This is a genomic window from Pseudomonas zeae, assembly GCF_014268485.2.
GTDB classification, from domain to species: Bacteria; Pseudomonadota; Gammaproteobacteria; order Pseudomonadales; family Pseudomonadaceae; genus Aquipseudomonas; species Aquipseudomonas neuropathica.
The window spans coordinates 683,089-707,336 of record NZ_CP077090.1 but is presented as its reverse complement, the minus strand read 5'-3'; the positions used below and the strand labels follow the sequence as shown (position 1 = coordinate 707,336).

26 protein-coding genes are annotated in these 24,248 nt (G+C 60.2%); 19 read left to right on the top strand and 7 right to left on the bottom strand.

Annotated features, from left to right (window positions below; all coding sequences use genetic code 11):
- Positions 1-34 precede the first annotated feature (34 nt).
- The 3 genes from HU754_RS03125 to rpmE form a co-directional block, all read right to left on the bottom strand.
- The gene (locus HU754_RS03125; RefSeq protein ID WP_090280412.1) at positions 35-1,303 is read right to left on the bottom strand and encodes a malic enzyme-like NAD(P)-binding protein; all 1,269 of its coding nucleotides are present in this window, start codon (positions 1,301-1,303) and stop codon (positions 35-37) included.
- Positions 1,304-1,486: 183 nt separating this feature from the next.
- A complete protein-coding gene (locus tag HU754_RS03120) occupies positions 1,487-2,287 on the bottom strand; it encodes a thermonuclease family protein (protein ID WP_186621298.1) in 801 nt (266 codons plus the stop codon).
- A 14-nt stretch (positions 2,288-2,301) separates the two neighbouring features.
- The gene (rpmE, locus tag HU754_RS03115; RefSeq protein ID WP_016984589.1) at positions 2,302-2,529 is read right to left on the bottom strand and encodes a 50S ribosomal protein L31; all 228 of its coding nucleotides are present in this window, start codon (positions 2,527-2,529) and stop codon (positions 2,302-2,304) included.
- A gap of 287 nt (positions 2,530-2,816) precedes the next feature.
- Here rpmE and HU754_RS03110 point away from each other — a divergent pair, with 287 nt between their 5' ends.
- Positions 2,817-5,036, top strand: a complete 2,220-nt coding sequence (locus HU754_RS03110) for a primosomal protein N' (protein WP_186621300.1) — start codon at positions 2,817-2,819, stop codon at positions 5,034-5,036.
- Positions 5,037-5,129: 93 nt separating this feature from the next.
- Here HU754_RS03110 and HU754_RS29575 read toward each other — a convergent pair whose 3' ends face one another.
- A complete protein-coding gene (locus tag HU754_RS29575) occupies positions 5,130-5,252 on the bottom strand; it encodes a hypothetical protein (RefSeq protein WP_256579857.1) in 123 nt (40 codons plus the stop codon).
- Here HU754_RS29575 and argS point away from each other — a divergent pair.
- The 9 genes from argS (at position 5,251) to HU754_RS03065 (ending at position 15,805) form a co-directional block, all read left to right on the top strand.
- Entirely contained in the window at positions 5,251-6,987 is a 1,737-nt protein-coding gene (gene argS, locus HU754_RS03105; protein WP_093430073.1) for an arginine--tRNA ligase, read from the top strand. The two genes, HU754_RS29575 and argS, sit on opposite strands and share 2 nt — an antisense overlap.
- 1 nt (position 6,988) lies before the next feature.
- A complete protein-coding gene (locus HU754_RS03100; protein WP_007909385.1) occupies positions 6,989-7,705 on the top strand; it encodes an SPOR domain-containing protein in 717 nt (238 codons plus the stop codon).
- A 234-nt stretch (positions 7,706-7,939) separates the two neighbouring features.
- On the top strand, positions 7,940-8,470 hold the full coding sequence (gene hslV, locus HU754_RS03095; protein ID WP_016984593.1) for an ATP-dependent protease subunit HslV: 531 nt from the start codon (positions 7,940-7,942) through the stop codon (positions 8,468-8,470).
- 54 nt (positions 8,471-8,524) lie between these two features.
- Positions 8,525-9,862, top strand: coding sequence for an ATP-dependent protease ATPase subunit HslU (gene hslU / locus HU754_RS03090; RefSeq protein ID WP_064388878.1), 1,338 nt, complete (start codon positions 8,525-8,527; stop codon positions 9,860-9,862).
- 153 nt (positions 9,863-10,015) lie between these two features.
- Positions 10,016-10,393, top strand: a complete 378-nt coding sequence (locus HU754_RS03085; RefSeq protein ID WP_186621302.1) for a gamma-butyrobetaine hydroxylase family protein — start codon at positions 10,016-10,018, stop codon at positions 10,391-10,393.
- Between the two features lie 258 nt (positions 10,394-10,651).
- Positions 10,652-12,331, top strand: coding sequence for a class II poly(R)-hydroxyalkanoic acid synthase (phaC, locus tag HU754_RS03080; protein WP_186621304.1), 1,680 nt, complete (start codon positions 10,652-10,654; stop codon positions 12,329-12,331).
- Positions 12,332-12,477: 146 nt separating this feature from the next.
- The gene (gene phaZ, locus HU754_RS03075) at positions 12,478-13,332 is read left to right on the top strand and encodes a poly(3-hydroxyalkanoate) depolymerase (protein WP_034152967.1); all 855 of its coding nucleotides are present in this window, start codon (positions 12,478-12,480) and stop codon (positions 13,330-13,332) included.
- A 139-nt stretch (positions 13,333-13,471) separates the two neighbouring features.
- Positions 13,472-15,154, top strand: a complete 1,683-nt coding sequence (gene phaC / locus HU754_RS03070) for a class II poly(R)-hydroxyalkanoic acid synthase (protein ID WP_186621306.1) — start codon at positions 13,472-13,474, stop codon at positions 15,152-15,154.
- A gap of 30 nt (positions 15,155-15,184) precedes the next feature.
- On the top strand, positions 15,185-15,805 hold the full coding sequence (locus tag HU754_RS03065) for a TetR/AcrR family transcriptional regulator (RefSeq protein ID WP_186621307.1): 621 nt from the start codon (positions 15,185-15,187) through the stop codon (positions 15,803-15,805).
- 256 nt (positions 15,806-16,061) lie between these two features.
- Here the strand turns inward: HU754_RS03065 and HU754_RS03060 are convergent, their stop codons facing one another.
- The 3 genes from HU754_RS03060 to HU754_RS03050 form a co-directional block, all read right to left on the bottom strand.
- Positions 16,062-16,985, bottom strand: a complete 924-nt coding sequence (locus HU754_RS03060; RefSeq protein ID WP_186621316.1) for a phasin family protein — start codon at positions 16,983-16,985, stop codon at positions 16,062-16,064.
- Positions 16,986-16,995: 10 nt separating this feature from the next.
- The gene (locus tag HU754_RS03055) at positions 16,996-17,418 is read right to left on the bottom strand and encodes a phasin family protein (protein WP_186621318.1); all 423 of its coding nucleotides are present in this window, start codon (positions 17,416-17,418) and stop codon (positions 16,996-16,998) included.
- 231 nt (positions 17,419-17,649) lie between these two features.
- Positions 17,650-17,925 (bottom strand): polyhydroxyalkanoic acid system family protein, encoded by a 276-nt coding sequence (locus HU754_RS03050; RefSeq protein ID WP_093430067.1) that lies wholly within the window; start codon positions 17,923-17,925, stop codon positions 17,650-17,652.
- Between the two features lie 154 nt (positions 17,926-18,079).
- On the opposite strand from HU754_RS03050, the gene ubiE reads away from it, so the two are divergent.
- The 9 genes from ubiE (at position 18,080) to HU754_RS03005 (ending at position 24,162) form a co-directional block, all read left to right on the top strand.
- A complete protein-coding gene (gene ubiE, locus HU754_RS03045; protein WP_008080626.1) occupies positions 18,080-18,850 on the top strand; it encodes a bifunctional demethylmenaquinone methyltransferase/2-methoxy-6-polyprenyl-1,4-benzoquinol methylase UbiE in 771 nt (256 codons plus the stop codon).
- Entirely contained in the window at positions 18,850-19,473 is a 624-nt protein-coding gene (locus HU754_RS03040) for a ubiquinone biosynthesis accessory factor UbiJ (RefSeq protein WP_186621320.1), read from the top strand. The genes ubiE and HU754_RS03040 overlap by 1 nt, the downstream gene beginning before the upstream one ends.
- Positions 19,470-21,074, top strand: a complete 1,605-nt coding sequence (gene ubiB, locus HU754_RS03035; RefSeq protein WP_186621329.1) for a ubiquinone biosynthesis regulatory protein kinase UbiB — start codon at positions 19,470-19,472, stop codon at positions 21,072-21,074. The genes HU754_RS03040 and ubiB overlap by 4 nt, the downstream gene beginning before the upstream one ends.
- An 81-nt stretch (positions 21,075-21,155) precedes the next feature.
- Positions 21,156-21,557 (top strand): phosphoribosyl-AMP cyclohydrolase, encoded by a 402-nt coding sequence (gene hisI / locus HU754_RS03030; protein ID WP_007909357.1) that lies wholly within the window; start codon positions 21,156-21,158, stop codon positions 21,555-21,557.
- The gene (locus HU754_RS03025; RefSeq protein ID WP_003220849.1) at positions 21,550-21,882 is read left to right on the top strand and encodes a phosphoribosyl-ATP diphosphatase; all 333 of its coding nucleotides are present in this window, start codon (positions 21,550-21,552) and stop codon (positions 21,880-21,882) included. The genes hisI and HU754_RS03025 overlap by 8 nt, the downstream gene beginning before the upstream one ends.
- A 25-nt stretch (positions 21,883-21,907) precedes the next feature.
- Positions 21,908-22,189, top strand: coding sequence for a twin-arginine translocase TatA/TatE family subunit (locus HU754_RS03020; RefSeq protein WP_003220847.1), 282 nt, complete (start codon positions 21,908-21,910; stop codon positions 22,187-22,189).
- A 10-nt stretch (positions 22,190-22,199) separates the two neighbouring features.
- Complete coding sequence (gene tatB / locus HU754_RS03015; protein WP_116255728.1) at positions 22,200-22,670, top strand: Sec-independent protein translocase protein TatB; 471 nt, start codon at positions 22,200-22,202, stop codon at positions 22,668-22,670.
- Complete coding sequence (gene tatC / locus HU754_RS03010) at positions 22,667-23,458, top strand: twin-arginine translocase subunit TatC (RefSeq protein WP_093430065.1); 792 nt, start codon at positions 22,667-22,669, stop codon at positions 23,456-23,458. The genes tatB and tatC overlap by 4 nt, the downstream gene beginning before the upstream one ends.
- Positions 23,455-24,162, top strand: coding sequence for a 16S rRNA (uracil(1498)-N(3))-methyltransferase (locus HU754_RS03005; RefSeq protein WP_099757766.1), 708 nt, complete (start codon positions 23,455-23,457; stop codon positions 24,160-24,162). The genes tatC and HU754_RS03005 overlap by 4 nt, the downstream gene beginning before the upstream one ends.
- The last annotated feature ends 86 nt before the right edge of the window (positions 24,163-24,248 follow it).

Genomic DNA, 24,248 nt, shown 5'->3' with positions numbered 1-24,248 from the left:
GAGCCGGGGCTTTCGTTTGAAGCGCTACAACGGCTTAGCCGTTGAACACGTCATCCACGCTTTTCAGCGGGTAGTTCTTCGGATACGGCAGGGTCGCCACACCGGTCTCGATTGCGGCTTTGGCCACAGCGTCGGAGATCAGGGTGATCAGGCGCTTGTCCATTGGCTTCGGAATGATGTACTCACGGCCGAATTCCAGCGGAGCACCGCCGTAGGCATCGCACACGTCCTGAGGAACAGGCAGCTTGGCCAGTTCACGCAGGGCGTTGGCGGCAGCCACTTTCATTTCTTCGTTGATGCGCTTGGCGCGAACGTCCAGAGCACCACGGAAGATGAACGGGAAGCCCAGCACGTTGTTGACCTGGTTCGGGTAGTCCGAACGGCCGGTGGCCATGATCACGTCGCTACGGGTAGCGTGCGCCAGCTCCGGGGAGATTTCCGGATCCGGGTTCGAGCAGGCGAACACGATCGGGTTGGCCGCCATCGACAGCAGGCCTTCTGCGCTCAGCAGGTTCGGGCCGGACAGACCGACGAACACGTCAGCGCCTGCCAGTGCGTCAGCCAGGCTGCGCTTCTCGGTGGCGTGAGCGAATACCGCTTTGTACTGGTTCAGGTCGTCACGGCCGGAGTGGATCACACCGGTACGGTCAACCATGAAGATGTTTTCGATGCGTGCGCCCATGCTCACCAGCAGTTTCATGCAGGAGATGGCGGCAGCACCGGCGCCCAGGCAGACGATTTTCGCTTCTGGCAGGGTTTTGCCAGCGATTTCCAGGGCGTTGATCATGCCCGCAGCGGTCACGATCGCGGTGCCGTGCTGGTCATCGTGGAACACCGGAATGTCGCACTGCTCAATCAGAGCACGTTCGATCTCAAAGCACTCTGGCGCCTTGATGTCTTCCAGGTTGATACCACCGAATGTGATGGAGATGCGTTTTACGGTATCGATAAAGGCTTGCGGGCTTTCGGAGTCGACTTCGATGTCGAAAACGTCGATGCCGGCGAAGCGCTTGAACAGTACGCCTTTACCTTCCATCACTGGCTTGGAAGCCAATGGGCCGAGGTTGCCCAGACCGAGAATCGCGGTGCCATCGGAAATGACTGCAACCAGGTTGCCCTTGCCGGTGTATTTGTAGGCCAGTTCAGGATCGCGAGCGATCTCACGCACTGGTTCAGCTACGCCGGGGCTGTAGGCCAGCGACAAGTCGCGAGCGGTAGCAGTGGCCTTGGTGAGCTCGACACTCAGCTTCCCTGGACGAGGATTGGCATGATATTCGAGAGCGGCAGTTTTCAGATCAGACATTTTGGCATTCCGCTTTTTACTGTTGGACAGACTGGTCAGCGAGGATACGCGCCTCGCAAAGTCCCCACAAGACTGAGCGGTCACCCCTGTCAAGCGCCCTGCCCTACGACTTTGGGCCAAGAGCCACGGCGCACAAGGGCCGGACTGTTCACAATCGACAGAAAAAATGTCTACAATTTTTCTTCAACGCGGCGTTTGCAACATCGAAGGATCCGTCAACGGAAGCAGCCAGCGCGACTGGCCGGATTGCAATCCACCGCGCCTGGAACGATCAACGATCCAGCCGCGAGCCTCGATCTGCTTGCCTTTCAACGCCTGCAACCGGGCATTGTCAAATTGTCTGACCAGATTGGGAGCAACGCGCAATACAAGCGAGTCCTGCAACTCGATCCAGATTCCGCCTCGATTGCGCTGAACCTTGCTCACACGTCCACTGATCACGGCGAAACCCGAGCGCTGGATCTGCTCCGCTTTCAGTACAGGTGATTGCCGCCAGAGGCCCAGCCCGGCCTTTCGCGCACTACGTTCGGCGGCTTGCTGACAGGCAACAAGATCAACATTCGGCGCAACCGCGACCTGGAAACCGAGGCCATCGGCGAGCATTTGCGCTTCGAGATTGGCGCCGCTGGTGCTGTAAATATGCGCGAGTGTACGCCCGTAATGGTCTTTGGCTTGCTTGCCGGGGCGCAAACCGACACGTCCGCCGCTGGCATCGACCAGCGCTTGCAGGCGTTTGCGTGCCGCCACGGCGAAGGGGTCGTCGCTGCGGCCCTGCCTGCCCAGCTCAGGCGTGTTGAGGCCGATCATGCGTACGCTGCGACCGTCGCTCAGGCGCAGCGTGTCGCCATCGACCACGCGCTGCACGGTGACGCTGGCCAGTCCCGCAGGCGCCGGACAGAAGGCCTGCGCGCCGGATAGCCAAATCGCAGACACAAAAAAGGCGCCCGCGAGGGACGCCTTTTTCAGCAACGAGGAAAAGCCCACCGGGCCCTTCAACCTTACTCTGCAGCAGCAGGTTTCTTGCCGAAAGCACCGAAACGGTCTGCGAAGCGCTGAACGCGGCCGCCAGTGTCCAGAGTCTTCTGCTTACCGGTGTAGAACGGGTGGCATTCGTTGCAAACGTCGATTGGCAGAGCTTTGCCGAAAGTCGAACGGGTTTCGAACTTGTTGCCACAGCTGCAGGTAACAGCGATGACTGGGTAATTCGGGTGGATATCAGCTTTCATGGTGTCTTCCTCAGCTAGCGTGCCGCCACCCAACACTATTGTTGAATACCGCACGTAATTAGGCCGCGGATTCTACCAGACCTTTTCAAACACGCAAGCTGTCACCGAGACCGACCGTCTGCTAGGCTCCCGGCCCATTGCGCGATTCCCTTGTAGGAGTGAGCCTGCTCGCGATAGCGGTGTGTCAGAAGAAATAAATGCTGAATGACACACCGCTCTCGCGAGCAGGCTCACTCCTACATTGGATATGTGTCATGTCCTTGTTCTGTTTATAGAGATCCCCCCGCGTGCCCGACGCCATTCTGCGCCTAGCCCTGCCTTCACCCTTGCGCCGCCTGTTCGACTACCGAGCGCCGGCCGGCGTGCTGCGTGAGCAATTGCAGCCGGGTATGCGTTTGCGCGTACCGTTTGGCCGACGCGAGATGATCGGCATTCTGGTCGAGGTTACCGACACCAGCGAAGTGCCGGTGGAAAAACTCAAACCGGCGCTGGCCCTGCTTGATGCCACGCCGCCGCTGCCACCAGCGCTGTTCAAGTTGTGCCTGTGGACGTCGCAGTATTATCAGCACAGCCTCGGCGACACCCTGAGCTGGGCGCTGCCAGTACTGCTGCGCCAAGGCGAACTGGCCGAGGCCCGGCAGGAGCGTTTCTGGTCAGCCACGCCCGGCGCCAGCCTTGAAGACCCGCGCATCGCCCGCGCCCCGCGCCAGCGGGAAGCACTCGCCACCCTCGCTCAACACCCGCACGGCGTCGCCCATCAGTTGCTGAGCAAACTGATGCTGAGCAAGGACAGCCTTGATCTGCTGCTGGCGAAAAATCTGGTGCAAGTGGAAATCCGCCGGCATGCACCCGGCGTGCGCCATGAGCATTGGCTGGCGCAGCCGGAATTGCCGCTGAACGCCGAACAGCGCGCCGCCTACGAGGCGATCCGCGCCGGCTTCGACAGTTATCACGCGTTCCTGCTGGCCGGGGTCACCGGCAGTGGCAAGACCGAAGTCTATTTGCAACTGATCCGCGAAACCCTCGAAGCCGGCAAACAGGCGCTGGTGCTGATCCCGGAGATCAACCTCGGCCCGCAGACCCTGGCGCGTTTCGAGCAGCGCTTCAATGCGCGCATCGCCCTGCTGCACTCGGCGGTCAATGATCGCGAGCGCCTCGAAGCCTGGCTCGCCGCACGTGATGGCGAGGCCGACATTATTATCGGCACCCGCTCGGCGCTGTTTACGCCGATGAAGAATCCCGGACTGATCATCATCGATGAAGAGCACGACGGCTCTTATAAACAGCAGGAAGGTTTGCGCTACCACGCCCGTGATCTGGCGCTGGTGCGTGCACGGCAGGAAAACATCCCGATCGTTCTCGGTTCCGCGACGCCATCACTGGAAAGCCTGCACAACGCCTACACCGGCCGTTACGGCCTCCTACGCCTGAATGAACGTGCTGGCGGTGCCAAGCAGCCACGCTTCCTGCGGCTGGATGTGAAAAGCCGTCCACTGGACAGCGGTATTTCCGGGCCGATGCAACAAGCCATCGGCCAGACCCTCGCCAATGGCCAACAGGTGCTGGTGTTCCTCAACCGGCGCGGCTTCGCACCGACATTGCTCTGCCACGACTGCGGCTGGATGTCCGAGTGTTCGCGCTGCGATGCGCGGATGACCGTGCACCAGCGTTACGGCGAACTGCGCTGCCACCACTGTGGCTACGTCGAGCGCACGCCGCGCCAATGTCCGAAGTGCAACAAGGTCGATCTGCGACCCGTCGGCGCGGGTACTGAGCGCGCCGAGGAACGTCTGGCGATTCTGTTTCCCGACTACCCGGTACTGCGCGTCGACCGCGACAGCACGTCGCGCAAGGACGCGATGAATCAGTTGTTCGCAACGATTCAGAAGGGCCAGCCGTGCATTCTGGTCGGCACGCAGATGTTGGCCAAGGGTCACCATTTTCCAAGGGTGACGCTGGTGTCGATTCTGGATGCTGACGGCGGTCTGTTCTCCGGCGACTTCCGCGCCAGCGAGCGCATGGCGCAGTTGATCGTGCAGGTCGCAGGTCGTGCCGGGCGAGCGGAGGAACCGGGCAAGGTGATTATCCAGACACACCTCGCTGACCATCCTTTATTGGTGCAACTCACCGAACAGGGCTATTTCGCCTTTGCCGAACAGGCCTTGAGCGAGCGCCGCGCCGCCGGGTTGCCGCCTTTTGCGCATCTGGCGCTGTTGCGTGCCGAAGCGCACAAGCCCGGGCAAGCGGAAGGTTTTCTCGATGAGGCGTGTAGCGAAGCCGAGCGTTTGCTGGCTGAGCAGAACCTGAGCGGGATCGAATTGCTCGGGCCAGTGCCAGCACCGATGGAACGCCGCGCCGGGCGTTATCGCGCGCAGCTGCTGTTGCAGGCGACAGCACGGGCGCCGCTGCATCGGTTGCTGGCCAGTTGGTTGCTGGTGCTGGAGCAGATGCCAAGCGGGCGCGCGGTGCGCTGGTCGCTGGATGTCGATCCCGTCGATTTGTATTGAAGATCAAAAGATCGCCGCCTGCGGCAACTCTTGCAGGAAAACGCCTATCCCCTTGTAGGAGCCGCCGCAGGCGGCGATCTTTTGATCTGAATGTCACCACATATCCATAAGCTGCCTGCTAAGGTTGGCAAGCCCGTCTTCGCAACGGATAATGCCCAGTTTTTCCACCCGCGCATCGATGCGCCCGCCGCGCTTGCGGTCGAAAGAGAAGACCATGAAAGACACCATTCGCCAGCTGATCCAACAAGCCCTCACCCAACTCGTCAACGAAGGTGTGTTGCCTGAAGGCCTGTCGCCGGCGATCCAGGTGGAGAACGCCCGTGACAAGACCCACGGCGACTTCGCCAGCAACATCGCCATGATGCTGGCCAAGCCTGCGGGCATGAAGCCGCGCGATCTGGCGGAAAAAATCATTGCCGCACTGCCTGCCGACGAGAACGTCACCAAGGCCGAAATCGCCGGCCCGGGCTTCATCAATTTCTTCCAGAACACCCAGGCCTTGGCCAACCGCCTCGATGCCGCACTGGCTGATGCTCACATTGGCGTGCGCAAGGCTGGCCCGGCGCAGCGCACCGTGGTCGACCTGTCGGCACCGAATCTGGCCAAAGAGATGCACGTCGGCCACTTGCGCTCGACCATCATCGGTGACGGCGTAGCCCGTGTTCTTGAATTCCTCGGCGACGAAGTGATCCGTCAGAACCACGTCGGCGACTGGGGCACCCAGTTCGGCATGCTGATGGCGTATCTGCAGGAAAACCCGATCACCAGCGATGAGCTGTCGGACCTGGAAAACTTCTACCGCGCCGCCAAGCAGCGTTTCGACGAATCCGCAGAATTCGCCGACCGCGCCCGTGGCCTGGTGGTCAAGTTGCAGGCCGGCGATGCCGAGTGCCTGGCGCTGTGGACCCGGTTCAAGGACATCTCGCTGTCGCACTGCCAGAAGATCTACGAACTGCTCAACGTCAAGCTGACCATGGCCGACGTGATGGGTGAAAGCGCCTACAACGACGACCTGATCAACGTGGTCAACGATCTGAAAGCCGCTGGCATGCTGGTCGAGAGCAACGGCGCCCAGTGCGTGTTCCTCGACGAATTCAAGAATGCTGACGGCGATCCGCTGCCGGTAATCATCGTCAAGGCTGACGGCGGTTACCTGTACGCCACCACTGACCTCGCCGCCGTGCGCTACCGCAGTGGCAAGCTGAAAGCCGACCGCGCGCTGTACTTCGTCGACCAGCGTCAGGCCCTGCACTTCCAGCAAGTGTTCGCCGTGGCACGCAAGGCCGGTTTCGTCACCCATCCGATGGAAATGGAGCACATGGGCTTCGGCACCATGAACGGCGCCGATGGCCGTCCGTTCAAGACCCGTGACGGCGGCACCGTGAAGCTGATCGATCTGCTCACCGAAGCGCAGGAACGCGCCTACAACCTGGTGAAAGAGAAGAACCCGCAACTGGCCGAAGACGAGCTGCGCAACATCGCCAAAGTCGTCGGCATCGGCGCGGTGAAATACGCCGACCTGTCGAAGCACCGCACCAGCGACTACAGCTTCAACTTCGACCTGATGCTGAATTTCGAAGGCAACACCGCGCCGTACCTGCTTTACGCTTACACCCGCGTGGCCGGTGTGTTCCGCAAGCTGGGCAAGGATTTCAGCGAAGTCGACGGTCAGATCGTTCTCGAAGCCGAGCACGAACTTGAGCTGGCGGCGAAACTGGCGCAGTTCGGCGAAGTGCTGAACAACGTGTCCGACAAAGGCACGCCGCACATTCTCTGCACTTATCTGTACGACGTTGCCGGTCTGTTCTCCAGCTTCTACGAGAACTGCCCGATCCTCGCCGCCGAAACCCCGGCCCAGATGCAGAGCCGTCTGCGTCTGGCCGCGCTGACCGGTCGCACCCTCAAGCAAGGCCTGGAGCTGTTGGGTCTGGAAACTCTGGAGCGTATGTAAGTTGGCTGCCAAGAAAAAACCTGCACCCAAGCGTGGCGCCAGCCGTTACCAAGCTCCTGCGAAGCAACCGATTCCGGGTTGGCTGTGGATGGCCATCGGCCTCACGGTCGGCGCGTTCATCGTGTTTCTGATGAAGCTGGAGCCGGGCAAGGGCAGCGACACGGTCAAGCGCGAGAAAGTCGAACAGGCGCAACAGCAGAAAGCGTCGAAGATCGCCGAGGCCAACAAGACCCCGCCGAGCCCGACGCAACCGGTGAAGCCGAAGTACGACTTCTACACCCTGCTGCCGGAATCGGAAGTGATCGTGCCGCCAGACGCCGTGCCGGAGAAGACTTTGCCGACGCCACAAGTGCCGGCCATCCCGACCACGCCAGTTACTCCGGCGGAAGCAGCGAAGATCGACACCGCACGCGCGCAGGCAGCACTGGCCGGGATCACCCCGCCGCCAGCACCGCCAGTGAGCAAAGCGGCGCCGGTAACCAAGTTCTTCTTGCAGGCCGGATCGTTCCGCAAGGAAACCGATGCCGACAAGGTCCGCGCGCAGATCATTCTGCTCGGTCAGGCGGTCGCGGTTGAGTCCGGCACAGTGAAGGATGAAACCTGGTATCGCGTACTGGTCGGCCCGTTCAGCAACCGTGAACAACTGACCACCGCGCAGAAACAACTGGCCGGCGCCGGCTTCAGCAACCTGTTGTTACAACAACGCCAGAGCCGCTGATTCCACCAGTAGTACCGCGTCATCGTTCATTCGCGAGCAGGCTCGCTCCCACAGGAATAACGCAGTCCCTGTGGGAGCGAGCCTGCTCGCGAAGGCGTCTTATCAAGCACTAGATCCCCCCGATCAACCACCCGCCGTTCGTCCCTCCGCATCCTCCCCGGTTGAAATCCTCTCCAGCACCCCCATATGAATGGGCATAAGGCACTTTCGCCCCGCTGTGTGGAGACTCTTCCCTTGACCACCATCGTTTCAGTCCGCCGTCACGGCAAAGTCGTCATGGGCGGCGACGGCCAGGTTTCTCTCGGCAATACCGTGATGAAAGGCAACGCGAAAAAAGTTCGTCGCCTGTACCACGGCCAGGTCATCGCCGGTTTTGCCGGTGCCACCGCCGACGCCTTTACCCTCTTCGAACGTTTCGAAGGCCAACTTGAAAAACATCAGGGCCACCTGGTGCGCGCCGCTGTCGAACTCGCCAAAGAATGGCGCACCGACCGCTCCCTGAGCCGCCTCGAAGCCATGCTCGCGGTCGCCAACAAGGACGCCTCGCTGATCATTACCGGCAACGGTGATGTGGTCGAGCCCGAAGATGGCCTGATCGCCATGGGTTCCGGCGGCGGCTACGCGCAAGCCGCGGCCAGCGCCCTGCTGAAAAAGACCGATCTGTCGGCCCGTGAAATCGTCGAAACCGCTCTCGGTATCGCCGGCGACATCTGTGTATTCACCAACCACACTCAGACCATTGAGGAGCAGGATCTCGCTGAATAAGCCTGACGCGGCCCTGTGCCACGGCTTTTTTCTGCTTGAGGACCGTCAATTATTATGTCCATGACTCCCCGCGAAATCGTCCACGAACTCAACCGCCATATCATCGGCCAGGACGATGCCAAGCGCGCCGTCGCGATTGCCCTGCGCAACCGCTGGCGCCGCATGCAGCTGCCTGAAGAGCTGCGCGTTGAAGTGACCCCGAAGAACATCCTGATGATCGGTCCGACCGGTGTCGGTAAAACCGAGATCGCCCGTCGCCTGGCGAAACTGGCCAACGCACCGTTCATCAAGGTCGAAGCGACCAAGTTCACCGAAGTCGGCTACGTCGGTCGTGACGTCGAATCGATCATCCGTGATCTGGCCGACGCCGCGATCAAGATGCTCCGTGAGCAGGAAATGACCCGCGTGCGCCACCGCGCCGAAGACGCTGCCGAGGATCGTATCCTCGACGCACTGCTGCCGCCGGCCCGCATGGGCTTCAGCAATGAAGAAGCGCCGAGCTCCGATTCCAACACCCGTCAGCTGTTCCGCAAGCGCCTGCGCGAAGGTCAGCTGGATGACAAGGAAATCGAAATCGAAGTCGCCGAAGTTGCCGGCATCGAGATCGCCACGCCGCCTGGCATGGAAGAGATGACCAACCAGTTGCAGTCGCTGTTCGCCAACATGGGCAAGGGCAAAAAGAAAGCGCGCAAGCTCAAGGTCAAAGAAGCGCTGAAGCTGGTGCGCGACGAAGAAGCCGGGCGTCTGGTTAACGAAGAAGAGCTGAAGGCTAAGGCGCTGGAAGCCGTTGAACAGCACGGCATCGTGTTCATCGACGAAATCGACAAAGTCGCCAAGCGCGGTAACGTCGGTGGCGCTGATGTGTCCCGTGAAGGCGTACAGCGCGACCTGCTACCGCTGATCGAAGGCTGCACCGTCAACACCAAACTGGGCATGGTCAAGACTGACCACATCCTGTTTATCGCCTCCGGTGCGTTCCACCTGAGCAAGCCGAGCGATCTGGTGCCTGAGTTGCAAGGTCGCCTGCCGATCCGCGTTGAACTCAAGGCCCTGAGCCCGTCGGACTTCGAACGCATCCTCAGCGAACCGCATGCCTCGCTGACCGAGCAATATTGCGCGCTGTTGAAAACCGAAGGCCTGAATATCCAGTTCCAGCCGGAAGGCATCAAGCGTCTGGCGGAGATCGCCTGGCAGGTCAACGAGAAAACCGAAAACATCGGTGCCCGTCGTCTGCACACGCTGCTTGAGCGTCTGCTCGAAGAGGTGTCGTTCAGTGCCGGCGATCTGGCCAGCACCCACGATGAGAAGCCGATTCTGATCGACGCCGAATACGTCAACAGCCACCTCGGTGAATTGGCGCAGAACGAAGACCTGTCCCGTTATATCCTGTAAGCCATACTTACAGCGGTAGCGGACCCTGTGGGAGCGAGCTTGCTCGCGAAGAGGCCGTGTCAGTCGACATCAATGTTGTCTGACACACCGCTTTCGCGAGCAAGCTCGCTCCCACATTTGCTCAAGGGTCGCCCACACTTCGGACGCCAGCCCATGACTCAAATCCCCACCGACATCAAACTGCACAAAGCCTCGAAGACCCTGACGCTCACCTACGCGTCCGGCGAGGAATACACCCTGCCCGCCGAATTCCTGCGCGTGCATTCCCCCTCCGCCGAGGTCCAGGGCCACGGCAAACCGATCCTGCAATTCGGCAAGCTCAACGTTGGTCTGAGCAAGCTGGAACCGGCCGGTCACTACGCACTGAAACTGACCTTCGACGACGGTCACGACAGTGGCTTGTTCACCTGGGATTATCTCTACGAGCTGGGGCGACGTTATGACGCACTCTGGGCCGATTATCTGGCCGAGCTCAAAGCGGCGGGCAAGACCCGCGATCCGAACGAGTCAGTCGTCAAGCTGATGCTCTAGCCCGTGCGTTGCGCTCATTAGAGGGCATTTTCTAAATTCATCTGTTTGAATGCTCTGCTGTGTGGCCGAGGATCGGCCTGCTTGCGAAAAAAATTAAACTCGGGTAACCAATGGAGCTGGCAAGTTCCCTGCAGTGCTCTACGACTGTAAAGCAGCTATGCAGAATTAACGGTCACCCGAGCAGTAGTACCTGGCATTGGCTGTGGAACTGCACAGCAGAAAACCGGGTACTCGTCTCAGGACAATGGAGCGTCGTAGATGAGTAACAAGAATAACGATGACCTGAAGTACCAAGCCTCGGAAAACACCCTGGGGCTTAATCCCGTCGTTGGGCTACGCGGAAAGGATCTGCTGGCCTCTGCTCGAATGGTGCTGAAACAGGCCATCAAACAACCGATCCATAGCGTCAGGCACGTCACCCATTTCGGCCTCGAACTGAAGAACGTGCTGTTCGGCAAATCCGAACTGCAACCGGCAGGCGATGACCGTCGCTTCGCTGATCCTGCGTGGAGCCAGAACCCGCTCTACAAACGTTATCTGCAAACTTACCTGGCGTGGCGCAAGGAACTTCATGCCTGGATCGATGACAGCAGCCTCTCACCCAAAGACGTCGCCCGCGGCCACTTCGTCATCAACCTGATGACTGAGGCCATGGCCCCGACCAACACGGCGGCCAACCCCGCAGCAGTCAAACGTTTCTTCGAAACCGGCGGCAAAAGCCTGCTCGATGGCCTCTCGCATCTGGCCAAGGATCTGGTGCACAACGGCGGCATGCCGAGTCAGGTCAACATGGGCGCGTTCGAAGTCGGCAAAAGCCTCGGCGTGACCGAAGGTGCGGTGGTGTTTCGCAACGACGTGCTGGAACTGATCCAGTACAAGCCGATCACCGAGCAAGTCCACGAGCGCCCATTGCTGGTGGTGCCACCGCAGATCAACAAGTTCTATGTCTTCGATCTGAGCCCGGACAAGAGTCTGGCGCGCTTCTGCCTGCGCAATAACGTGCAGACGTTCATCGTCAGCTGGCGCAACCCGACCAAGGCCCAGCGCGAGTGGGGCCTGTCGACGTACATCGATGCCCTGAAAGAAGCCGTCGACGTGGTCACCGCGATCACCGGCAGCAAAGACGTGAACATGCTCGGTGCCTGCTCCGGTGGCATCACCTGCACCGCCCTGCTCGGCCACTACGCGGCGATCGGCGAGAAGAAGGTCAATGCCCTGACGCTGCTGGTCAGCGTGCTCGACACGACGCTGGACAGCGACGTCGCGCTGTTCGTCGACGAGCAGACCCTGGAGACCGCCAAGCGCCACTCGTATCAGGCCGGCGTGCTTGAAGGCAAAGACATGGCCAAGGTCTTCGCCTGGATGCGCCCCAATGATCTGATCTGGAACTACTGGGTCAACAACTACCTGCTCGGCAACGAGCCGCCGGTGTTCGACATCCTGTTCTGGAACAACGACACCACCCGGTTGCCCGCCGCGTTCCACGGTGACCTGATCGAGATGTTCAAAAACAACCCACTGATTCGCCCGAATGCACTGGAAGTGTGCGGCACGCCGATCGACCTCAAGCAGGTCACCGCCGATATCTTCTCGCTGGCCGGCACCAACGACCACATCACCCCGTGGAAGTCCTGCTACAAGTCGGCGCAGCTGTTTGGCGGCAAGGTCGAGTTCGTGTTGTCGAGCAGCGGGCATATCCAGAGCATTCTGAACCCGCCGGGCAACCCGAAATCGCGCTACATGACCGGCGAGGAGATGGCCGCCAATGCCGATGAGTGGCAAGAGAACTCGACCAAGCACACCGATTCCTGGTGGCTGTACTGGCAGGCGTGGCAGGCCGAGCGCTCGGGCAACCTGAAAAAGGCCCCGCTGAAACTGGGCAACAAAGCGTACCCGGCGGGTGAAGCTTCGCCGGGCACTTATGTACATGAGCGGTAACTGACACCACCCCGTCATTGTGGGAGCGAGCCTGCTCGCGAAAGCGCTCATTCAATCAACATCGATGTTGGCTGACACGACGCCTTCGCGAGCAGGCTCGCTCCCACAGGGGGCGGGGTGTACTTGAAATCCACAGGGCCTGACGCATGCCGCAACCGTTCATATTCCGTACCGTCGATCTGGATGGTCAAACCCTCCGCACGGCGGTGCGCCCCGGCAAGCCTCACTTGACGCCCTTGCTGATTTTCAACGGCATCGGCGCCAACCTGGAGCTGGTGTTTCCGTTTGTCGCGGCGCTGGACCCGGATCTGGAAGTGATCGCCTTTGACGTGCCCGGTGTCGGCGGCTCCTCGACGCCGAACCGGCCATATCGTTTTCCCGGTCTGGCCAAGCTGACGTCGCGCATGCTCGATTATCTCGACTACGGGCAGGTCAACGTCATCGGCGTGTCGTGGGGCGGCGCACTGGCGCAGCAGTTCGCCTACGACTACCCCGAGCGCTGCAAGAAACTGGTGCTGGCGGCCACCGCTGCCGGTGCCGTGATGGTGCCGGGCAAACCGAAAGTGCTGTGGATGATGGCCAGTCCGCGGCGCTACATTCAGCCGTCCCACGTGATCCGTATCGCCCCGCTAATCTATGGCGGCTCGTTCCGCCGCGACCCGACCCTGGCGGCCAGCCACGCGGCGAAAGTGCGTTCGGCGGGCAAGCTCGGTTATTACTGGCAACTGTTCGCCGGCCTCGGCTGGACCAGCATTCACTGGCTGCACAAGATCCATCAGCCGACGCTGGTGCTGGCCGGTGATGACGATCCGCTGATCCCGCTGATCAACATGCGCATGCTCGCCTGGCGCATTCCCAACGCGCAACTGCACATCATCGACGACGGCCACCTGTTCCTGATTACCCGCGCCGAAGCGGTGGCGCCGATCATCATGAAGTTCCTCCAGGAGGAACGTCAGCGGGCGGTGATGCACCCGCATCCGACACCGCTCGGCGGCTAACCCCGGCGGCAGGCTTTATGCAGGCCTTTAGTAAAGAGTGCGCGGCAGGACGCCGCGCAGGCAGCAACCCGTAACAGCGTCTATGGTGTTCTGGTTCGGTGAGTTTGTTTTTGGCCTGAAGACGAAGGAGTGTTGAGTCATGCGCGACAAACCAGCGACGGGCGTAGTGCCCAGCCCCGCCGTGTTCATCAATGCACAAAGTGCGATCACCGGCCTGCGTGGCCGGGACCTGATCTCGACCTTGCGCAGCGTGGCAGCCCATGGCCTGCGCAATCCGATTCACAGTGCGAAGCATGCCTTGAAACTCGGCGGTCAATTGGGCCGCGTGCTGCTCGGCGAAACCCTGCACCCGACCAATCCGAACGACAGCCGTTTCGCTGATCCGGCGTGGAGCCTCAATCCGTTCTACCGGCGCAGCCTGCAGGCCTATCTGGCCTGGCAGAAACAGGTCAAAAGCTGGATCGATGAAAGCAACATGAACGATGACGATCGCGCCCGCGCGCACTTCGCCTTCACCTTGCTCAACGACGCCGTGGCGCCATCGAACACCTTGCTCAACCCGCTGGCGGTCAAGGAGCTGTTCAACTCCGGCGGGCACAGTCTGGTACGCGGCCTCAGCCATTTGTTCGATGACTTGCTGCACAACGACGGCCTGCCACGTCAGGTGACCAAACAGGCTTTCGAGGTCGGCAAGACCGTGGCCACCACCACCGGCTCGGTGGTGTTTCGCAACGATTTGCTTGAGCTGATCCAGTACCGACCGATGAGCGAAAAGCAGTACGCCAAGCCGCTGCTGGTGGTGCCGCCGCAAATCAACAAGTACTACATTTTCGACCTCAGCCCACACAACAGCTTCGTCCAGTACGCACTGAAAAACGGCCTGCAAACGTTCATGATCAGTTGGCGCAACCCGGATGTACGCCATCGCGAATGGGGCCTGTCGACGTATGTCGAGGCGGTGGAAGAGGCGATGAACATCTGCCGGGCGATCACCGGCGCCCGCGAAGTCAACCTGATGGGCGCCTGCGCTGGCGGCCTGACCATCGCCGCCCTGCAAGGGCATTTGCAGGCCAAGCGGCAACTGCGCCGCGTCTCCAGTGCGACCTACCTGGTCAGCCTGCTCGACAGCCAGATCGAAACTCCGGCCACCCTCTTCGCTGATGAACAAACTCTCGAAGCCGCCAAACGCCGCTCGTACCAGAAAGGCGTGCTCGACGGGCGCGACATGGCCAAGGTCTTCGCCTGGATGCGCCCCAACGATTTGATCTGGAGCTACTTCGTCAACAATTACCTGCTGGGCAAAGAGCCGCCGGCCTTCGACATCCTCTACTGGAACAACGACAACACCCGTCTGCCAGCGGCATTTCACGGCGACCTGCTGGACTTCTTCAAGCACAACCCGCTGACCCATCCGGGTGGGCTGGAAGTGTGCGGCACGCCGATCGACCTGCAGAAAGTCACCGTCGACAGCTTCAGCGTCGCCGGCATGAACGACCACATCACGCCGTGGGATGCGGTGTATCGCTCGACCCTGCTGCTCGGTGGCGAACGGCGTTTCGTGCTGTCCAACAGCGGCCACGTGCAGAGCATTCTCAACCCGCCGAGCAACCCGAAAGCTGCCTATATCGAGAACGGCAAGATGAGCAGCGACCCGCGTGCCTGGTACTACGATGGTAAACACGTCGATGGCAGTTGGTGGCCGCAATGGCTGGAATGGATTCAGCAACGCTCCGGGGCGCAGCACGAAACCTCGTTCACCCTGGGCAACCCGAACTATCCACCGATGGAGGCAGCGCCCGGTACTTACGTGCGTGTGCGCTGACGCTTAACCGAACTTTTCTAAGAAGACTGGATGAAAACCCGCGACCGGATTCTCGAATGTGCTTTGCAACTGTTCAACGAAAAGGGCGAGCCGAACGTCTCCACCATGGAGGTGGCGAACGAAATGGGGATCAGCCCGGGCAATCTCTACTACCACTTCCATGGCAAGGAACCGCTGATTCTCGGCTTGTTCGAACGCTTCCAGAATGAACTGGCGCCACTGCTCGATCCACCCTCGGATGTGGAACTGGCGCCGGAAGATTACTGGCTGTTTTTGCATTTGATCGTCGAGCGGTTGGCGCAGTACCGCTTCCTGTTCCAGGACCTGTCGAACCTCGCCGGACGCTTGCCGAAGCTGGCCAAGGGCATTCGACAACTGCTCAATGCGCTGAAGCGCACGCTGGCGTCGTTGCTGGCGCGGTTGAAGGCTTCGGGGCAGTTGGTCAGTGATACGCAGGCGCTGGGGCAGTTGGTGGAGCAGATCACCATGACGTTGCTGTTTTCGCTGGATTATCAGCGGATTCTGGATCGTGAGGGTGAGGTGAGATTGGTGGTTTATCAGATCATGATGCTGGTAGCGCCGCACTTGCTGCCGCCGGTCAAGGTCGCCACGGAGCGGATGGCTCTTCAGTATCTTGAAGACCATGAGTGAATCAAGAGCCCCTCACCCTAGCCCTCTCCCGGAGGGAGAGGGGACTGATCCGGGGATGCTGATGAGCTACGCCGACCTGAAATTTCTCTGTTGAATCCATAATCGACTCGGTTTTTCAGGTCGATGCATGACGCAAGACATTGCGGTCGGCTCCCTCTCCCTCCGGGAGAGGGCTGGGGTGAGGGTAAGCTTTTAAAAAACACAAACAAAAACGCCCGACCTTCACAGGCCGGGCGTTTTATTTTGCCCTGAAGAATCAGGACTGACTGGTTGGCGTCGACGGGGTCGATGCAGCAGTCGGGGTGGCCGCCGGAGTCGGTGCTGCGGCGGAATTCGACGCACTCACCGGAGCTACCGGAGCGGCAGGTTTGGCTGCAGCAGGTGCGGCCGGTTTCGGCGCAGCGGCTTTCGGCGCGGCCGGTTTTTTCACTGCCGGTTTTTTCGCCGCAGCTGGTTTCGCTGCAGGCTTGGCAGCCGGTTTGGCGGCAGCAGTTTTCGCTGCTGGCTTGGCGGCGGGTTTCGCTGCAGTTTTGGCCGCAGATTTAGCTGCCGGCTTGGCAGCGGCTTTGGCGGCAACCGGTTTGGCTGCGGCTTTGGCTGCAGGCTTGGCGGCTGCGGTTTTCGCTGCTGGCTTGGCCGCGGCTTTAGCAGCAGGTTTAGCTGCCGCTTTGGCCAGTGGCTTGGCAGCCGACTTGGCTGCTGGTTTGGCCGCAGCCGTTTTCGCGGCCGGTTTTGCCGCAGCGGTTTTGGCCGCCACCGGTTGGGTTTTCAGACCGGTGAGTTTTTCGATCTGCTTGGTCAAGGTTTCCACCTTGCTATGCAGTGCTTTGACCTCATTGCGGCTCGGTACACCCAGGCGCGAGATTGCGCTGTTCAGGCGCTTGTCGAAAGCCCCTTCCAGCTCGTCCCATTTGCCCAGTGCGCGATCTTTCACGCCGCTGATGCGCGACTTGGCCGAAGAAGCGGAATCCTTGGCAGCGTCGACTTTTTTGCCGACTGCGGATTTGGTGAGCTTCTCGGCTTTCTCGCCGTCTTTGACCAATGTATCGAAGAGCTTGCTGCCGTCAGTGTCGATCTTCGAGTACACGCCTAAACCAGCCAGCCAGATTTTGCGGGAGTAGTCTTCGACTTTCCCGATCCACGAGCTGCCTTCTTTATCGGTGTTCTTTTTACCAGCCATCCCGTTCTCCTTAAGATTTACGCGCGACGCGTTCGAGCAATGCCGTCAGCTCATCGAGCTTAGCAGAGAGTGTCTCAACGTCATGTTTAGACGGAATGCCGATACGATTCAAGGCGCTTGCTACACGGGAGTCGAACGCCTTCTCGACCTTGTCGAGCTGAACTTCGACACGACCTTTGAACGAGCTGACTTCGCTCTTGGCTTCATCGATCTCGGTGTTGGCTGCTTCGAGTTTTTCGGTGACGGCTTTTTTGCCTTTCTTTTCAACAGTTTGACCAGCCTTGATCAGCTCTTGAAAGTAGTCGCTGCCCTCTTGGCCGACCTTGGCGTAGGCACCCAGGCCTGCCAGCCAGATCTTGCGGGCATAGGATTTGACGTCGCTCAGAGCAGAAGTCGAAGCGTCGATTTTTTTCTTCAAAATGACTTTGGCCATGGTGCACCTCACGCGCAGAAGGTTTGAGGAACTGCCCGCGAAAGTGTCGGGCTCAGGCACAAAGTAAGGAGATAAATTAGAAACGGCACCCTAACAACTGACATAAAAGCTTGGGTGCAGCGCAAAAAAATGTAGGAGTGAGCCTGCTCGCGATAGCGGTCTTTCAATCAAATTCCTGGTGACTGACAGACCGCTATCGCGAGCAGGCTCACTCCTACAGGGGACCGTGTTTCAGACCAACGCTTTATCGAGGGCCTTCTCGATCTCGGCTTTGATCATGCCGCTCATGGCCGACATCATGATGCCCAACTCCACATCGACCTTGATCGAATCGTCCGCCACATGCACCGCGCCTTTCACGCCCGAGCGCTTGAGGTTCAGGGTATCGCCGGACCATTGCGGCTCCAGGCCATATTGATCGGAGAGTTTTTGCGCCAGCTTGTCGGCCTTCTCGCGGGCGGCTTCCTTACCCAGGTTGTGGGCACGCTCAACAGTGATTTTGGCCATTGCATGACTCCTGATTTAAAAAGATGTGTCGGTAAATCTTGACCGCCGCTGCGGCAAATCGTCCCGAGGGTTGCCCATCTTACCTTTAGCCATTCCAAGACAAAGCATGGCTTGGGGATTAGAATGTCGCGCATTCTCTTTTGGTGACAGCGATATGACTGATCAGCGCAAAGGCAGCGATGCCGAACCCACCACTCACTTCGGCTTCAAAAACGTTCCGGAAAGCCAGAAAGCGGAAAAAGTCGCTGAAGTTTTCCACTCGGTAGCCGCGAAATACGACTTGATGAACGACCTTCTGTCGGGCGGCATGCACCGCCTGTGGAAGCGTTTCGCGATCGAACTGTCGGGCGTACGCAGCGGTAACCGCGTGCTGGACATCGCCGGCGGTACCGGTGACCTGACCAAAAAATTCTCGCACCTGGTCGGCCCGACCGGTCAGGTGGTATTGGCCGACATCAACGAATCGATGCTCAAGGTCGGCCGTGACCGCCTGCTCGATCTGGGTGTCGCCGGCAACGTCGAATTCGTTCAGGCGGACGCGGAAAAACTGCCGTTCCCGGACAACCACTTCGACTGCGTGACCATCGCTTTCGGCCTGCGCAACGTGACGCACAAAGAAGACGCGCTGCGCTCGATGCTGCGTGTACTCAAGCCCGGCGGTCGTCTGCTGGTGCTGGAATTCTCCAAACCGACCAACGCGCTGATGTCGAAAGCCTACGACGCTTATTCGTTCGCCTTCATGCCGCTGATGGGCAAGCTGATCACCAACGACTCGGAAAGCTATCGCTACCTGGCCGAATCGATCCGCATGCATCCGAATCAGGAAACCCTGAAGTCGATGATGGTCGACGCCGGTTTCGACCGCGTGACCTATCACAACATGACCGCAGGCATCGTCGCCCTGCACCGTGGCATCAAGCCCTGATGTTGCTCACCGGGCTGCTCGCCAGCGTTGAACTCGGCCTCAACCGGGTGCTGCGTCTCGACAGCACGGCGCTGCCGCGGCTGGCGCATTTGACCGGCAAGGTGATTGCCGTCGACTGCCGCAGCCCGGCGCTGCAACTGTTCATCCTGCCGAGTGACGAAGGTCTGATGCTGGCCTCGCATTGGGGAACCGGTGTCGACTGCACCTTGCGTGCGCCGGCCTCGAGCCTGATCAAACTGGCCGTGAGCAAAGACAAGACCGCAGTGCTGCATGCCCCGGAAGTCGAGCTCGATGGCGACAGCGGCGTGCTGCTGGAGCTGGCCGGTGTGCTGCAAGACCTTGAGCTGGACTGGGAGTACGAACTCTCGCGCTGGCTCGGCCCGGTCGCCACGCAACTGGTCGGTGGCCATCTGCGAAGCCGCGCACGCTGGTATCAACAAGGATTTGCCAGCCTCAACCAGAACCTCGCCGAATACCTCGCCGAAGAATCGCGCACCCTCGTCGGACAGCGCGAAGCCGAAGCGCGATTCAGCGAACTGGACCGGATCAAACTTGATCTGGAACGTCTCGAGGCGCGTTTCGAGCGCCTTTCCCGATCCCTCGACCCAAGCGATAACGCATGAAGCTGCTTGCCGTCCGCCGTCTGTTGCGCATCCAGCGCGTCGTGATCCGCTACCGCCTCGATGACCTGCTGTTCGATCTGCCGTTGCCGTGGTTCCTTCTGGCGCTGCGCTATGTGCTGCCGTGGCGCTGGTTCCCGCGCAAGCCGCTGGACCTGAGCCGGGGCGCGCGTCTGCGCTTGGCGTTGCAGGATCTCGGGCCGATTTTCATCAAGTTCGGGCAGATTCTTTCGACCCGCCGCGACCTGTTGCCGGAAGACATCGCCGATGAGCTGATGCTGTTGCAGGACCGCGTGCCGCCGTTCGACTCGCAGCTGTCGATAAAGCTGATCGAAGAACAGCTCGGCAAGAAGATCAGCGACGTGTTCAGCCGTTTCGACGTCGAACCGCTGGCCTCGGCCTCGGTGGCGCAGGTGCATGCCGCGCAGTTGAAAACCGGCGAAGAAGTCGTGGTCAAAGTGATCCGCCCGGGCCTGAAGCCGATCATTGCGCAGGATCTGGCGTGGCTGTTCATCCTCGCCCGCGCCGCCGAAAAGCTCTCGGCCGACGCGCGTCTGCTGCACCCGGTCGATGTGGTCCAGGACTACGAAAAAACCATCTACGACGAATTGGATCTGCTGCGCGAAGCGGCCAACGCCAGCCAGTTGAAGCGCAACTTCGAAGGCTCACCGCTGCTGTATGTGCCGCAAGTCTATTGGGACTGGTGCCGGCCGAAAGTGCTGGTGATGGAGCGCATCTACGGCATTCAGGTCACCGATCTGGCGACCCTTGCCGACCAGCGCACCGACATGAAAATGCTCGCCGAGCGCGGTGTGGAGATTTTCTTCACCCAAGTTTTCCGCGACAGTTTCTTTCACGCCGACATGCACCCGGGCAACATCTTCGTCAGCACCGTCAATCCTTGGAGTCCGCAGTACATCGCGATCGACTGCGGCATCGTCGGCAGCCTGACCCCGGAAGACCAGGATTATCTGGCGCGCAATCTGTTCGCCTTCTTCAAGCGTGACTACCGCCGTGTGGCGCAACTGCACATCGATTCGGGCTGGGTGCCGGCGGAAACCAAACTCAACGAATTCGAAGCGGCGATCCGTACGGTGTGCGAACCGATCTTCGAAAAACCGTTAAAAGATATTTCATTTGGCCAGGTGCTGATGCGCCTGTTCCAGACCGCACGGCGCTTCAACATGGAAGTGCAGCCGCAACTGGTGCTGCTGCAAAAGACCCTGTTGAACATCGAAGGCCTCGGCCGTCAGCTGTACCCGGATCTGGATCTGTGGAACACCGCGCAGCCATTCCTCGAGCGCTGGATGCGCGAGCGCGTCAGCCCGAAAGCCTTGCTCGGCAACGTGCAGAGCCAGTTCGAACAACTGCCGCACCTGGCCAACATGGCCCGTGATCTGCTCGAACGCATGTCGCAGCCGCACGCCTACGATCCACCGCCGCCATGGCACAAACGCAGGGACGACTGGTTCCTGCGCCTGCTCGGTTGCGCGCATCTGGCCGGCGGGGTGATCCTCGCCATCGGTGGCCCGCTTAACGAGTTGGGGCATTGGCCGGCGGGAATCATGGTGGCAGTCGGCTTGTATCTGGTCGTTCGCCGATAGCCAGTTTCGTGATCGGCTGGCACACTGTTTCAATGCCTGAACCCGACTATTGAAGTGTGGGGTTCGCTGTCGGAGTCGAAGATGAAAAACTGGCTGGACGAGATCAAATGGGACGCCGATGGCCTGGTGCCGGCGATTGCCCAGGATCACAAGACCGGACGCGTGCTGATGATGGCCTGGATGAACCGCGAAGCGCTCGAACTGACCGCCGCGGAAAACCGTGCAATCTACTGGTCACGTTCCCGTGGCAAGCTGTGGCGCAAGGGCGAAGAGTCCGGCCATGTACAGACCTTGCATGAGATGCGTCTGGACTGTGACGCCGACGTGATCATCCTGATGGTTGAACAGATCGGCGACATCGCTTGCCATACCGGCCGTCAAAGCTGCTTTTACCGTGTCTTCGAAAACGGCGACTGGAAGACAGTCGACCCAGTCCTGAAAGACCCGCACGCCATCTATTCCGCAGGACACAAACATGAGTGACACCCTGACCCGCCTCGCTCAGGTGCTTGAAGAGCGCAAGGGCGCCGCTGCCGACAGCTCCTATGTAGCTAGTCTGTATCACAAGGGCCTGAACAAGATTCTGGAGAAAGTCGGCGAAGAGTCGGTCGAAACCATTATTGCCGCGAAGGACGCCGCGATCAGCGGCGACTGCAGCGACGTGATCTACGAGACCGCCGACCTGTGGTTCCACAGTATGGTCATGCTCGCCCAACTGGGGCAGCATCCGCAGGCCGTGCTGGATGAACTGGATCGTCGCTTCGGCCTGTCCGGACACGTCGAGAAAGCCTCGCGTCCGTCCGCCTGAACAATTTTTAGAGAGGAACAGCAACATGGGCATTTTTGACTGGAAACACTGGATCGTCATTCTGGTTGTCGTGGTGCTGGTGTTCGGCACCAAGAAACTGAAAAACCTCGGCACCGACGTTGGCGAGTCGATCAAGGGCTTCCGCAAAGCCATGAACGACGACGAAAAACCGGCCGCTGATCCAACCGTGACGCCTGCGCAACCGGTGCCACCGGTGCAGCCGCAAGCCACCGCTCAGGCCAATCCGCCGCACACCATCGACGTGCAGGCGCAAAAAGTCGAAGAGCCGATCCGCAAAGACGTGTGAGCACTGACTAATGTTTGGTATCAGCTTCTCTGAACTGCTGCTCGTCGGCCTCGTCGCCCTGCTGGTGCTGGGCCCCGAGCGTCTGCCGGGCGCTGCGCGCACCGCTGGCCTGTGGGTCGGACGGCTGAAGCGCAGCTTCAACGCGATCAAACAGGAAGTTGAACGTGAAATCGGTGCCGACGAAATCCGTCGGCAACTGCACAACGAGCACATTCTGTCGCTGGAGCAGGAGGCGCGGAAGATTTTCAATCCGGTCCAGCAAGAGCCGGCGCCGGTTGAAGTTGAACATGTCGGGCAGCAGACGATTCATGCGCCAGCTGCACCCGTTGCGCCAGCACCGACACCTGCACCTGCACCTACTGCCGTTGTAGCGCCGACAGAACCGGTGGCCGCAGAAACTTCGGTTGAACACGTGTCCCCAACCGCCGCGCCGATCACACCAGCGCCTCACGACCCAACATTGCCGCCGCGAGCCCCATGAGCGATCTCCCCGAAAACGACCAGCACATGCCGCTGGTTTCGCACCTCACCGAGTTGCGCACCCGCCTGCTGCGTTGTGTGGCGGCGATCTTCATCATCTTCGCCGGGCTGTTTGCGTTCACCCAGCAGATCTATACCTTTGTCTCGACCCCGCTGCGCCAGTACCTGCCGGTCGGCGCGACGATGATCGCCACCGACGTGTCGTCGCCGTTCCTGACGCCGCTGAAGCTGACGATGATGGTTTCGCTGTTCCTCGCGATCCCGGTGATCCTGCATCAGATCTGGGGCTTTATCGCGCCGGGCCTGTACAAACACGAGAAGCGCATTGCGGTGCCGCTGCTGGTCTCCAGCATTCTGCTGTTCTACACCGGCATGGCGTTCGCCTATTACTTCGTGTTCCCGCTGATCTTCAAGTTCTTCGCTGCCGCCACCCCGGCCGGAGTGGAAATGATGACCGACATCGCCAGTTACCTCGATTTCGTCATGACGCTGTTCTTCGCCTTCGGCGTGGCGTTCGAGATCCCGGTGGCTGTGGTGCTGCTGGTGTGGATCGGCGTGGTCGACGTCAAATACCTGAAGAAAATCCGCCCTTACGTGATCATCGGCTGCTTCGTGGTCGGCATGATCCTGACGCCGCCGGATATCTTCTCGCAGACTCTGCTGGCCGTGCCGATGTGGATGTTGTTTGAAATCGGCATTCTGTTCGGTGGTTTGATCAGCAAGCGCGAACGTCCGGAAGAGAACCCGGCCGACGACCACAACGACCAGCCGCCAGCGACCCAGGCATGAACCTGCTGTTGCTCGAAGAGGCCGATTTCATTGCGGCCGACCGCGTGGTGCTGCGTGATCGCCGCTTGACCCACATGCAGGAAGTCCACCGCTCGGAAGTCGGTGACAGCCTGCGCGTTGGCCGTATCAACGGGCTGATGGGTTCGGCTGAGCTGCTGCGCCTCGAAGCAGGTGAAGCCGAGCTGCGCGTCAGCCTCGATCAGCCACCACCAGCCAAGCTGCCGCTGACCTTGGTACTCGCTCTGCCACGCCCGAAGATGCTCCGTCGGGTGTTTCAGACCGTGGCGACCATGGGCGTGTCAAAGGTGATCCTGGTCAACAGCTATCGGGTCGAGAAGAGTTTTTGGCAGACGCCGTTTCTGGAACCTGAAGCGATTCGTGAGCAACTGATCCTCGGCCTCGAACAGGCCCGCGACACCGTGCTGCCGGAAATCATCATCGAAAAACGCTTCAAGCCTTTCGTGGAAGACCGGTTGCCGGCGATCACCGACGGTACCCTCGGTCTGGTCGGCCACCCCGGCAACTATCCGCCGTGCCCACGCGCCTTGAGCGAACCGGTGACGTTGGCCATCGGCCCCGAAGGTGGCTGGATTCCTTACGAAATCGACCTGCTGGCCAAGTCCGGTCTGCAACCGGTGCAACTGGGCGAGCGCATCCTGCGCGTCGAAACCGCCGTCACCGCCCTGCTCGCCCGGCTCTTCTGATTCTGCGCATCGGATAAATGGTGTTACAGATTGCCATCACCCGGCCGATAACCTCTCCATAAGTCCAATTAGTGGTCGGGGAGTCG